Below are 11,577 nucleotides of genomic sequence, written 5' to 3'. Positions count from 1 at the left end.
CATGCCTTTATGAGCAACTATGAGTAAATCTATAACGAACCCCAAGCCAGATTTCGATGATATTTACATGGAATTGGCAAAAAATTTAGCAAAAAGATCTCATTGTATCAAGGCACAGGTTGGAGCAGTCCTGACAAAAGATACCCGGATCATTTCAATTGGATATAACGGTCCTCCGTCCGGAACCCACAACTGCGATGAAGAGTTTTCTGAAACAGGCTGCCCCCGCGATTCCAAAGGAAGCTGTTCATTGGCATTACATGCTGAGCAAAATGCTATTTTATATGCCGTAAAAAATGGATCAAATATCGAAGGTTCAACACTTTATGTAACCCTGGCTCCATGCATTGCCTGTGCCAGGATTATATTTACCATGAAAATAAGTAAGGTATTATATCTTGATTCGTATGCAGCCTACAAAGGAATTGGAGTGGAGGAAGGTGTTGAATTCCTTAAAAAATTTGGTGTAGAGGTAAGTCAGTATGGCACAAGTACACATGGACTAGTGCTTTAATAGGGGAGAGTTTGCCCGGCTTTTCTTATTCCTTCATATAAATAGGTAAAGAAATGCCGGGCAAACTCCAAAAATATTTAATGCTCCACTCCACCTTCTCCGTGAACGTGTCCGTGTTCGAGCTCACTTTCAGTGGCTTCACGGATGGAGAGTACTTTACCTTCAAAGTGCATGGTTTTGCCGGCGAGCGGATGGTTAAAATCCATCACAACATTTTCTTCCCCCACTTCAATAACCTGTCCCTGAAGGCGCTCGCCTTCTTCGTTGGTCATCGGGATGATATTGCCTACGAGGAGAAGTTCGTCCTGCTCAACACCTTCCATAGCAAACAGAGACTTTGGAAGTTCAACCACTGCTTCTGGGTCAAAATCACCGTAGCCTTCTTCGGGCTCTATGGTAAAATCGAAAGTTGAACCTACGGAAAGTCCGGATAGTTGTTCTTCAAACTTTTCGGGTAAACCGCTCATTTCATGAATAAAATACATAGGGTCGGTTTCGTTGACGATTTCAACGAGATTCATCTCTCCGTCCACATCAGGAATACTCAAATTGTAGGCGAGCGCTACAACTTTATTTTTTTCGATAATCATTTGCTTGGTAAGATAAAAGTGTTGTTGTTGAAGCGATAATACGTTTTAACGCTTACTGATATTTATACAAAACTACGAGATATTGCCATAAACCCCTAATTGATGAATTTTTTAGCACATATTGCGTTGTCCGGTGACCGCCCGCTTGTGATGATGGGAAACTACACCGGAGACTTCATAAAAGGTACTTTGACACCGGAACGAACCCAACTATGGTCGACAGATTATACTCTCGGTATCCGGCTTCACCGATTTATCGATTCGTTTACTGATTCGCATTCAGTTGTCAGGGAAGCAAAAAGTCTGTTGAATCAGAAGCATCCAAAAGTTGGTGGAGTGATTCTGGACATATATTTTGATTACTTTCTGGCTAATCATTTTTCTGACTACTACAAGCTGGAACTTGCGGAGTTTGTCGAGACTTCCTACCAACGAATTCGTCAACATCAGTATTTGATTCCGAACGCAATGTTGCCGATGGTTGATGCGATGATTCGCCATAATTGGCTTTATAATTATAAGGATGTCGCTGGTATTCAACGCTCGTTTGATGGGTTGGCCAATCGGTTTGCCTTTTTGCAAACGTTACGGGGGGCAGAAAACGAACTGTTAACTAATTTTGCAGCCTATGAAACGGCCTTCCATGCATTTTACCCAATTTTGCAGCAGGAGTGTCATTTTTTTATTTTAGAAAACACTTTGCCCTGATCACATGGCCTTAACACCGGAAGCTGTCCTGAAAGAAATTCGGGCAAAAAAAATAAAACCGCTCTATTTTATATATGGAGATGAACCCTACTATATTGATTTATTAGCTGAGGAATTGGAAAAAAGGGTTGTTTCAGAATCAGAAAAAGGGTTTAATCAATTTGTGATTTATGGAAAAGATACCGACATAACTGGTGTGTTGGGATATGCCAGGCGTTATCCTTTTATGGCCGAACGTCAACTGATTCTTGTCAAGGAAGCACACAAGCTGTCGGGTTTTGATCAGAAAGAAAATCAGAAAAGACTGGAAGAATACGCACTGAATCCGCTGGCAAGTACTGTCCTTGTGTTCTGTTTTCATGATAAAGCCGACGAACGTAAAACCTTTATCAAGGCCATGAATCAGCACGGGGCAGTTGTGCAAAGTAAACGGCTGTATGACAACAAATTGCCCGAATGGGTCACCAATTTCTGCCATTCGCATGGCGTGAAAATCAGTCCGAAAGCGATTCAGATGCTGGTGGATAATATTGGGAATGACCTCAAACGACTGGTAAGTGAAATTCAAAAAATGCTGATCAACCTGAAAGCCGGTGAAGGAATCGATGCTACCCTGATTGAACAGTACGTTGGCATCAGCAAAGAATACAATGTGTTTGAGTTTCAGAAAGCGTTGGCCAATCGGGATGTATTAAAGGCCAATCGAATTGCCAATTATTTTGCTTCCAATCCCAAAGACAATCCCCTGGCGCCGATGGTGATTATTTTATATAATTTTTTCAGTAAAGTGCTCATGACCCACGTTGCGCCGGACCGTTCGGAACAGGGGTTAGCGTCTTTGTTAGGAGTTAATCCTTTTTTCGTAAAAGATTATACTCATGCCGCCCGTAACTACCCGGTCTACGCACTGGCAGCGATCATTCATACATTGCGGCAAACGGACGCCCGCCTGAAAGGTGTCGAGGGGGGCGCTACTACCGAAGGCGAATTGCTCAAAGATCTTGTGTTCCGAATCATTCATCCCTGAGAGTTGCCTTATTTTGCTAGTAGAGCCTCAAAAAGCAAAAGTCCCTGACAAAAAACTCTGTCAGGGACTTTCTTTTAAACTAGTAGCGGGGAGCAGGATCGAACTGCCGACCTCAGGGTTATGAATCCTGCGCTCTAACCATCTGAGCTACCCCGCCGAATTGTGGTGCAAAGCTAGGCCAAAAAAAAATATACTGCAACAAATTTTGTTTATTTCGTAGCATAAGTCTAAATTACAAATCAATCAAAGCGGCGCTCAGGGACGTCTTTTTCCTTTTTATTTCTATCAATAGATAGGATAATTGATTGATTGTTAGCCTGGCAATAGAAATGCAAAGCAGGATTTTTTTAAGATCTAAACTTTTTATGAAATTATGGAAAAGCAAAAATTTATTACGGAATATGAGCTACGGTCTTCCCCAAAAGTACTTTTTCCTTACATAAGCACAGCTTCCGGGCTCGAACAATGGTTTGCCGAGAAGGTTCGCGTACTGCCCGATCAGCGTTTCGATTTTCAATGGGATGGCAGCAGTCATTATGCGCGACAAACAGCACATCGTCTAAATAAGGCCGTTCGCTACGAGTTTGAAGGGAATAATGATGTACTCGAAGACTCGAATTTTATTGAAATGAAACTCGAAGTAAGCGATCTGACGCAATCTACCTACCTTCGTATCGTTGATTATTCTCAAACTATGGACGAAGAGGAACTTTCTTCGCTTTGGGATGGATTAATGGATAGTCTTAAAGAAATAGTTGGTAGTTAATGAAGAAGCTTGATAAGCTGGTATTAAAATCTTTTTGGGGACCTTTCATCATCACGTTATCAGTAGTGGTGTTCATTTTCCTGATGCGGATCATGATTGCCTATATCGATCACTTTGTTTCCAAAGATGTTGGAATAACGGATTATGCCCGTCTGTTTTTCTTCTTCGCCCTGAGCACCGTTCCAATTGCCCTTCCGTTGGCAATGCTGCTTTCTTCGCTGATGGCCTTCGGGAATTTAGGTGAGTTTTTCGAGCTCACCGCTCTTAAAAGTGCCGGTGTGTCCGTGATCAGAATCATGATGCCCCTTTTTGTGGTGGCTGTTTTGATAAGTATTTTCTCTTTTTTCTTCAATGATCGGGTAGTTCCCTGGGCTAATTTGAAAGGGTATACTATTCTTTGGGATATTAAAACCTCCAAGGCAACGATGAAGATCAAAGAGGGAATTTTCTACAATGATCTTCCCGGCTACAGTATTAAAGTGGATAAAAAGCTTGATGCAGTCCGGATGAAGGGTATGATTATCTATAAGCATGATGTTAACTACAATAATTCAGGAAATAATCAGGTGATATTGGCCGATTCCGGCAAAATCTATACTATTAATGATGATAGCTACCTGGTTATTGAACTATTTAGCGGCAATAATTATCAGGAAGTGCAAAATGCTACCAATACCCGATCGGTAGCTTATTCTACATCTTCAAGTGCATCTAATGGCATGGGAAATGCCAATTTTATGCAAAATCGCTTTGATAGCTATAAGCTGGTGGTGAGCATGGAATCCTTCGGTATGAAACGAACCGATGAGGAAATGTTCAAATATCATCAGTTTATGAAAAATATTGAAGACCTGACGCTCACAACCGACTCGCTGAGGAAAGACTTTGAACGCACGCAGAAAAACCTAATTCCGAATAGTCAACAGTATTTTTCATATAAATTTCGTGTTGGCACCGACTATGTGGCAAAGCTCAAACAAGGTCCCTGGGTAGATTCTCTTTTGGCCAAGCCGCTCAGCGATAGTGTTCGGGCTGTCTTGGTTACCAATGCGCAGAGCGCTGCAAATAGCGTCAGAAGTTTTGCCCAATCGAATGCAGAGTATTTGACCAACAAAAGAAAAGAGGGAAATGCGTACGAATTGGAAAAACTGCATAAATACACACAGGCTTTTTCCTGCCTCGTGATGTTGCTCATCGGTGCGCCTTTGGGAGCAATTATCAAAAAAGGTGGTTTTGGCGTGCCGGTACTTATTTCGATTATTTTTTTCATTCTAATGTACGTAATGACAATACAGGCAGATAAGTACGTAAAGGATGATCAAATAGATGTGACACTAGGCGCATGGATTGCCAATTCCGTTTTGCTGGCGATTGGGTTGTACTTCATTGAGAAGGCGCGTAACGATTCCAGAATTTTCGAAAAAGATGTCTATCAGATGTATTTCGCAAAAATGAAAGCCCGGATCATACACCGATTTTCTGCAAAATCAGAGCCACTTGCTTCCTGATCAAAATGAATTTGCAGTTGTAAAAGGAAAGACGTATTTTTGCGGCTGTTTTTAAATAAAATTTTTAATTTAATCTGTTGTTACAATCATGTATTTAACCACGGACAAGAAGAAAGAGATTTTCGGAACCCAGGGTTTCAAAAAATCATCTGACGACACCGGGTCTGCCGAATCGCAAATTGCACTTTTCACGTATCGGATCAATTATTTGACCGAGCACTTGAAAAAGCACAAGAAAGATAATGATACCCGTTTGGGTCTTCTCAAAATGGTAGGTAAGCGTAGACGGTTACTGGATTACCTTTACAAAAAGGATATCAACCGCTACCGCGCTATCATTGCGGAACTTAATCTTAGAAAGTAGCAGAATGAATCAGGGAATTTACAGGAATGTAAATTCCCTGATTTTTGTTAGTCGTTATTCTCTATTAAAATGATAGACTACTTGTTTTACGAATAATTATAACTTTTTCTTTCTACAAGCGGATATATACACATCCTATCGTACTTTCTACACTAGTAAATCAATACCAAAGTCAAAATAAAAGCGGATCTAAAAGCGGTTTTTCATTCAACAATCCAACAATTTATGCTGTTTAATGTCGTAACAAAGACAATTACTCTACCTGATGGCAGAACAATCACACTTGAAACTGGTAAACTAGCCAAGCAGGCTGACGGTTCGGTCGTAGTACGCATGGGTGATACTATGCTTCTTGCCACGGTAGTTGCCAATAAAGAAGCCAAGCCGGGAGTCGATTTTCTTCCACTCTCAGTCGATTATCAGGAAAAATTTGCCTCGGCAGGTCGTATTCCCGGTAGCTTTATGCGCCGCGAAGGAAAGCTGAGTGACCATGAAGTACTCGTTTGCCGGATCGTAGACCGTGCGCTGCGTCCATTATTTCCTTCTGATTATCATGCTGATACACAGATAAACATTATGATGATTTCGGCAGATGCCGAAGTACTGCCTGATGCGCTTGCCTGTTTGGCTGCGTCAGCTGCCCTGATGGTATCTGATATTCCTTTCGCCGGTCCTGCCTCTGAGGTTCGTGTGGCAAAAATCGACGGGAACTACGTGGTGAATCCAAAAACATCTGATTTGGCTCGTGCATCCCTGGAATTGATGGTAGGTGCCACAGCAAAAGATATTTGTATGGTGGAAGGTGAGCTGAACGAAGCACAGGAAGAAGAAATTATTGATGCCCTTCGCATAGCGCATGATGTAATCAAGCTGCAATGTGCCGTACAAAAGGAATTGGAAGAAGCCGTCGGCAAAACTGAAAAGCGCAGCTACGAAGGTGATCCTTCTGACCCTGAGCTCGAAGCGCGGGTTCGTGCTTTTTGCTACGACAAAGTTTATGCCGTTGCCATGCAGGGATCAAACAACAAGCAGGTTCGTAAAGATGGTTTCAAGGCAGTTCTGGAAGAGTTCAAGACCACAATCGGTGAAGAGGAACTAATTGATTCTGCACTTTTGAAGAAATATTTTCACGATCTCGAATCAGAAGCCGTTCGGCGGATGGTGCTGGACGAGCGTGTGCGCCTTGATGGCCGCAAGCTCGATCAGATTCGTCCCATTATTTCGGAAGTAGATTTTCTGCCAGGCGCTCACGGATCTGCACTTTTTACAAGAGGCGAGACTCAGTCGCTCACAACAGTGACGCTGGGAACCAAAATGGATGAGCAAATTATTGATACACCCATGAAGTTTGGGTACAGCAAATTTATGCTGCACTATAACTTCCCCGGATTTTCTACGGGTGAAGTAAAACCGAACCGTGGTCCCGGACGTCGTGAAGTAGGACATGGAAACCTTGCCCTGCGCGCCTTGAAGAAAGTACTTCCTGCCGAAGGCGAAAATCCATACACGATCCGAATTGTATCTGATATTCTTGAATCAAACGGTTCTTCATCAATGGCGACCGTTTGTGCTGGATCACTTGCCCTTATGGATTCCGGACTTAACATTAAGGCTCCTGTTTCCGGAATTGCGATGGGTCTGATTTCAGATGCTGAAACCGGAAAGTATGCGGTACTTTCGGATATCCTTGGTGATGAAGATCACCTGGGAGATATGGACTTCAAAGTTACCGGAACGGCACAGGGAATTACGGCTTGCCAAATGGATATGAAAGTGGAAGGTTTGTCGTTTGACGTATTGACCGAAGCACTCATGCAGGCCAAAGCAGGTCGTCTGCACATTTTGAACGAAATGAACAAAGCACTGGCGGCTCCCCGTCCAGACCTCAAACCACATACTCCCCGTGCAATCGTCATTAAGATTGAGCGTGAAATGATCGGTGCCGTTATCGGTCCCGGTGGGAAAGTTGTTCAGGATATTCAGAAAGAATCCGGCGCAACCGTTTCTATTGAAGAAAAAGACAACGCCGGATACGTAAGCGTGTTTTCAGCAAATAAAGAAGCGATGGACAAAGCCGTAGCCCGAATCAAAGGAATCGTATCCGTACCCGAAATCGGGGAAGAGTATTCAGGCAAGGTAAAAACAATTATGCCCTTCGGAGCGTTTGTAGAATTCATGCCTGGCAAAGATGGTTTATTGCACATTTCTGAGATTAAATGGGAACGGCTTGAAAACATGGAAGGCGTACTTGAAGTTGGCGAAGAAGTGCGTGTAAAGCTGGTAGATGTTGATAAAAAGACTGGAAAGTACCGTTTGTCTCGCAAAGTATTGCTTCCCAAACCGGAAAATAAAAATTCTTAATATATTATTTTTCCAATAGGAAATGATTTTGCCGAGTAATGCGTTATACACTTAATACTTACAATATTATATAGATGAGACAGCTAAAAATCAGTAAACAGATAACCAACCGGGAAAGCCAATCCCTTGATAAGTATTTACAGGAGATTGGAAAGGTGGATTTGTTAACACCTGACGAAGAGGTTACGTTGGCTCAAAAGATTCGGGATGGCGATCAGCTGGCTCTGGAACGATTGACCAAAGCAAACCTCCGGTTTGTGGTTTCGGTTGCTAAACAATACCAAAATCAGGGATTATCCCTTGGAGATTTGATTAATGAGGGGAATTTGGGATTAATAAAAGCTGCTCAGCGTTTTGACGAAACAAGAGGTTTTAAATTTATTTCATACGCCGTTTGGTGGATTCGTCAGTCAATTTTGCAGGCTTTGGCCGAGCAATCACGGATTGTACGTCTTCCTCTGAACAGGGTAGGATCTCTCAATAAAATTTCGAAAACATTTTCAGAATTAGAACAACGCTTTGAGCGCGAGCCTTCTCCCGAAGAACTGGCAGAAGTACTGGAAATTTCATCTTCTGAGGTAGTTGATACCATGAAGATTTCCGGTCGTCACGTTTCTATGGATGCTCCCTTTGTTCAGGGTGAAGAAAATAGTTTGCTTGATGTACTGGAAAATGATTTGGAAGATAAGCCTGATTCGGGACTTGTCAATGAATCTTTGCGCAAGGAAGTGCAACGTGCCCTTTGCACGCTGACTCAGCGTGAAGCAGACGTAATCGCCCTGTACTTTGGTTTGAACGGAGAGCACGCAATGACCCTCGAAGAAATTGGTGAGAAATTTAACCTGACCCGCGAGCGAGTTCGGCAGATTAAAGAAAAAGCCATTCGTCGCCTTCGGCATGCATCCCGCAGCAAAGCACTTAAAACCTATTTGGGATAATAATCCCGTTCATTATTTATTGAAAGCCTCTGTCAAAGGAGGCTTTTTTTTTGATCCCCACAGCATCATGGCCGTTCTACAACCTCTACTTGATCTGGTTCAATTGTGTTATGAACATGGAGTCCGTCAGGCAATAATTTCACCCGGTTCCCGCAGTGCCGCACTTACTCTCGCTTTCGCCCGACATGCGGGCATACAGTGTACCGTAGTGATGGATGAGCGCTCAGCCGGCTTCATTTCATTGGGTATGGCGCAACAGCTGCAGCATCCGGTCGTGTTGGTGTGTACTTCCGGTTCGGCGGCTTATAATTACGCTCCTGCCGTGACGGAGGCATTTTTCCAGCATGTACCCTTACTGATACTCACGGCTGACCGCCCACCCGAATGGATTCATCAGCATGATGGACAAACGATCTATCAATCCGGAATTTTTGGGAAGCACGTGAAAGAGTCGGTCACACTTCCGGCAGACTATACTGTGGAAGATTCGCGTTGGTTCATCAATCGTGTTGTGAACGAAGCACTGCTCTTGACAAGGAGCGCACCTTTTGGGCCTGTACATATTAATGTACCAATCCGGGAGCCTTTCTATCCGACCGAAGATGAAAAGGCAGTTGCCTCGCCTGAAATCCGAAAAATAGAACGTACACCAACGTTCGCACAGATGGATAGAACTATATGGCATTCCATTTTGGACGAATGGGAAGATTCCCCCCGAATTTTGATTGCTGTGGGGCAGATGGCACCTGATTTGGAATTAAACCAGAGTTTACAAAAAATCACTCAGGAATTTGGAATTCCCGTATTGGGAGACGTTATAAGCAATCTCTCGCCACACGAGCAAAGCATCGCGAGGCAAGATCTTTTCCTGACGAATGATCCTCCGAAAGAGCTTGTACCTGATTTGCTTATTACTCTCGGGCAATCGTTTATTTCCAAGAATTTAAAACTGTTTTTAAGAAGAAATCCACCAAAGCAACACTGGCATATTTCGGAAGATTCGCATATCATTGATACCTTTCAAACTCTGACCAAACACATCCCAATGAACCCGCAAAAGTTCTTTTCACAGGTGTTTGAAGAAATCGACTATAAACGTTTTGTCCAACATGGAGAGAATGAACAGGAAGAGCAATTTCTGGAAGCATGGCTAAGCGAAGACCGACGCGTGCGTCGTAAAATGAATGATTATTTAGGTAATCTAACACTGTTAAATGAATTTATAGCTGTAAGATTTATACTTTCAAATCTACCTCAAAAGTCAATTCTTCATTTGGGTAACAGCATGTCGGTTCGTTATGCGAATTTTTTAGGAATTGATAATGAGGGTGTTGAAGTGTATTGCAACCGGGGAACTAGTGGAATTGATGGGTGTGTAAGTACGGCAATTGGAGCAGCCTTTATGACAGGCCTGCCTGTTTACCTTATCGTAGGCGATGTGTCTTTTTTTTACGACAGAAATGGATTAATGCTCCAAACATTACCCGATAATCTTAGAATAATCGTATTGAATAATTCGGGTGGAAGCATATTTCGTATGATTGATGGGCCTGCAAAACAGCCCGAATTGGAAACGTTTTTCGAGACAAAGCATTCGTATACTGCGCAGCGGACAGCGGAAGATTCGGGACTTGACTACCTGCATGTAGATGAGTGGACAGCATTGCCCAAAATATGGGAAACGTTTAGGTCAGGCACGAAAATCGCTTTGCTTGAAATCAAAACAGAGGCCGAAGAAAATGTACGTGTGATGAAGGAATTGAAAAATATGGTAAAGAAAAATTAGTTACAATATTTATTGAGCGAATTGATGGCAAGACTGTCTTTGAGCGTTACACCGGTAGACCAGGTCCGACAAGCCTCGATTTTATTTCCATTCAGAAAATATGCTTCACCCGCATAGCCGAAAAGCAATTCAACGGATTGTTGCAGGTCTATGGCCTTCTGATAAATTTCGATAGCTTTGATCAAATCCTTTTTCTTTTGATAGTACAGGGCCAAATTCCGCAGGGCGTACCCATTGTCAGCCTTATTACTCAGAGAGCGATTGATCAGCGTTTGGGCTTCGTCAAGTTTGCCTGTTTGCAAAAGTACATATCCTTTATTATTAAGTGTGAATGGATCAACCGCATTGACAGATAGGGCCCGGTCGAAGTAGGCGAGGGCAGCCGACCAATTTTGCTGGCGTGAGGCAAGCAGTCCCAAATTATTCAGCGCCTGAACCTGCCTGGGATCTAACCGTACCGCTTGTTCAAAATCTTTTCCGGCAAGTTCAAACTCTTTGTTCTCAAAAAACACAGCTCCGCGGTTTACGAGTGCTTCCACATTGCCGGGATTAAGTGTAATCGCCCGATCATAAGCAGCAAGGGCGTTGGAAAAATTATTTTTACCCACCATAAAATTACCTCTGATCAAATGAAATTGAGAAGAATCGGCATACAACGTTTGAATTTCAGCCAAATCCTTTTCCACATTTTCCCACAGAGCCAAACGGTTGTATACTTCCGCGCGAGCCAAATAGGCAGGAAAAAGTTCGTCATCTTTTTCAATAGCGTTTGATAAAGAGCTGAGTGCTTCTTCGGTTTTATCAGTGGCCAAAAGAGCAAGACCACGGTTCAAATAGGCATCGGCAAAATCAGGATTTTTTAGAATTGACTCATCGTAATAATGTATTGCCTGCTCGTAATTTTTCGCGGTAAGTTGTACATTGCCTTTCAAGAAAAACAAAGAGGCGTCCTCTTTGTCGACTGAATTACAGGCAATTAAATAAAAAAAGCCAAGAAATAAAATAGATATAAATC

At 42.7% G+C, this 11,577-nt stretch carries 11 protein-coding genes and 1 tRNA gene; 9 read left to right on the top strand and 3 right to left on the bottom strand.

All coding sequences use genetic code 11. From position 1 onward, the window contains the following. Nucleotides 1–19: 19 nt before the first annotated feature. Nucleotides 20–514: a deoxycytidylate deaminase gene (locus EZE20_RS07585; protein WP_132116147.1), complete on the top strand. Its 495-nt coding sequence runs from the start codon at nt 20–22 to the stop codon at nt 512–514. Nucleotides 515–591: 77 nt separating this feature from the next. On the opposite strand, the gene EZE20_RS07580 is transcribed toward EZE20_RS07585, so the two are convergent. Beyond that, complete coding sequence (locus tag EZE20_RS07580) at nt 592–1,104, bottom strand: FKBP-type peptidyl-prolyl cis-trans isomerase (protein WP_132116145.1); 513 nt, start codon at nt 1,102–1,104, stop codon at nt 592–594. Nucleotides 1,105–1,206: 102 nt separating this feature from the next. Here EZE20_RS07580 and EZE20_RS07575 point away from each other — a divergent pair, with 102 nt between their 5' ends. Both EZE20_RS07575 and holA read left to right on the top strand, forming a co-directional pair. Beyond that, nucleotides 1,207–1,812 carry an acyl carrier protein phosphodiesterase gene (locus EZE20_RS07575; RefSeq protein ID WP_132116143.1) on the top strand — a complete coding sequence of 202 codons (606 nt, stop codon included), beginning with the start codon at nt 1,207–1,209 and terminating at the stop codon, nt 1,810–1,812. A gap of 4 nt (nt 1,813–1,816) precedes the next feature. Next, nucleotides 1,817–2,839 carry a DNA polymerase III subunit delta gene (gene holA, locus EZE20_RS07570; RefSeq protein ID WP_132116141.1) on the top strand — a complete coding sequence of 341 codons (1,023 nt, stop codon included), beginning with the start codon at nt 1,817–1,819 and terminating at the stop codon, nt 2,837–2,839. A gap of 83 nt (nt 2,840–2,922) precedes the next feature. On the opposite strand, the gene EZE20_RS07565 is transcribed toward holA, so the two are convergent. Continuing rightward, nucleotides 2,923–2,996 (bottom strand) — tRNA-Met (locus tag EZE20_RS07565). Nucleotides 2,997–3,212: 216 nt separating this feature from the next. Between EZE20_RS07565 and EZE20_RS07560 the strand changes: the two genes are divergently transcribed. The 6 genes from EZE20_RS07560 (at nt 3,213) to menD (ending at nt 10,562) form a co-directional block, all read left to right on the top strand. Beyond that, nucleotides 3,213–3,605, top strand: coding sequence for an START-like domain-containing protein (locus tag EZE20_RS07560; protein WP_132116139.1), 393 nt, complete (start codon nt 3,213–3,215; stop codon nt 3,603–3,605). Further along, nucleotides 3,605–5,113 carry an LptF/LptG family permease gene (locus tag EZE20_RS07555; protein WP_132116137.1) on the top strand — a complete coding sequence of 503 codons (1,509 nt, stop codon included), beginning with the start codon at nt 3,605–3,607 and terminating at the stop codon, nt 5,111–5,113. The genes EZE20_RS07560 and EZE20_RS07555 overlap by 1 nt, the downstream gene beginning before the upstream one ends. Before the next feature lie 88 nt (nt 5,114–5,201). Further along, entirely contained in the window at nt 5,202–5,477 is a 276-nt protein-coding gene (rpsO, locus tag EZE20_RS07550) for a 30S ribosomal protein S15 (RefSeq protein ID WP_132116135.1), read from the top strand. A 225-nt stretch (nt 5,478–5,702) separates the two neighbouring features. Next, nucleotides 5,703–7,838, top strand: a complete 2,136-nt coding sequence (gene pnp, locus EZE20_RS07545; protein WP_228713633.1) for a polyribonucleotide nucleotidyltransferase — start codon at nt 5,703–5,705, stop codon at nt 7,836–7,838. Between the two features lie 74 nt (nt 7,839–7,912). Continuing rightward, nucleotides 7,913–8,776: a sigma-70 family RNA polymerase sigma factor gene (locus EZE20_RS07540; protein WP_132116133.1), complete on the top strand. Its 864-nt coding sequence runs from the start codon at nt 7,913–7,915 to the stop codon at nt 8,774–8,776. Beyond that, on the top strand, nt 8,736–10,562 hold the full coding sequence (gene menD / locus EZE20_RS07535) for a 2-succinyl-5-enolpyruvyl-6-hydroxy-3-cyclohexene-1-carboxylic-acid synthase (protein WP_228713632.1): 1,827 nt from the start codon (nt 8,736–8,738) through the stop codon (nt 10,560–10,562). Before EZE20_RS07540 ends, menD begins: the two co-directional genes overlap by 41 nt. On the opposite strand, the gene EZE20_RS07530 is transcribed toward menD, so the two are convergent. Then, on the bottom strand, nt 10,559–11,494 hold the full coding sequence (locus EZE20_RS07530) for a tetratricopeptide repeat protein (protein WP_228713630.1): 936 nt from the start codon (nt 11,492–11,494) through the stop codon (nt 10,559–10,561). The two genes, menD and EZE20_RS07530, sit on opposite strands and share 4 nt — an antisense overlap. Nucleotides 11,495–11,577 lie beyond the last annotated feature (83 nt).

The organism is Arundinibacter roseus (assembly GCF_004348825.1).
Classification (GTDB): Bacteria; Bacteroidota; Bacteroidia; order Cytophagales; family Spirosomataceae; genus Arundinibacter; species Arundinibacter roseus.
Note: the sequence above shows the minus strand (reverse complement) of the source record. Positions and strands in the feature narration are given on the sequence as shown.

Excerpts from the sequence above, each read along its gene's own strand:
- EZE20_RS07585 (WP_132116147.1), top strand. The coding sequence starts at position 20 with ATGAGTAAATCTATAACGAACCCCAAGCCAGATTTCGATGATATTTAC.
- EZE20_RS07580 (WP_132116145.1), bottom strand. The coding sequence starts at position 1,104 with ATGATTATCGAAAAAAATAAAGTTGTAGCGCTCGCCTACAATTTGAGT.
- EZE20_RS07575 (WP_132116143.1), top strand. The coding sequence starts at position 1,207 with ATGAATTTTTTAGCACATATTGCGTTGTCCGGTGACCGCCCGCTTGTG.
- holA (WP_132116141.1), top strand. The coding sequence starts at position 1,817 with ATGGCCTTAACACCGGAAGCTGTCCTGAAAGAAATTCGGGCAAAAAAA.
- EZE20_RS07560 (WP_132116139.1), top strand. The coding sequence starts at position 3,213 with ATGGAAAAGCAAAAATTTATTACGGAATATGAGCTACGGTCTTCCCCA.
- EZE20_RS07555 (WP_132116137.1), top strand. The coding sequence starts at position 3,605 with ATGAAGAAGCTTGATAAGCTGGTATTAAAATCTTTTTGGGGACCTTTC.
- rpsO (WP_132116135.1), top strand. The coding sequence starts at position 5,202 with ATGTATTTAACCACGGACAAGAAGAAAGAGATTTTCGGAACCCAGGGT.
- pnp (WP_228713633.1), top strand. The coding sequence starts at position 5,703 with ATGCTGTTTAATGTCGTAACAAAGACAATTACTCTACCTGATGGCAGA.
- EZE20_RS07540 (WP_132116133.1), top strand. The coding sequence starts at position 7,913 with ATGAGACAGCTAAAAATCAGTAAACAGATAACCAACCGGGAAAGCCAA.
- menD (WP_228713632.1), top strand. The coding sequence starts at position 8,736 with ATGCATCCCGCAGCAAAGCACTTAAAACCTATTTGGGATAATAATCCC.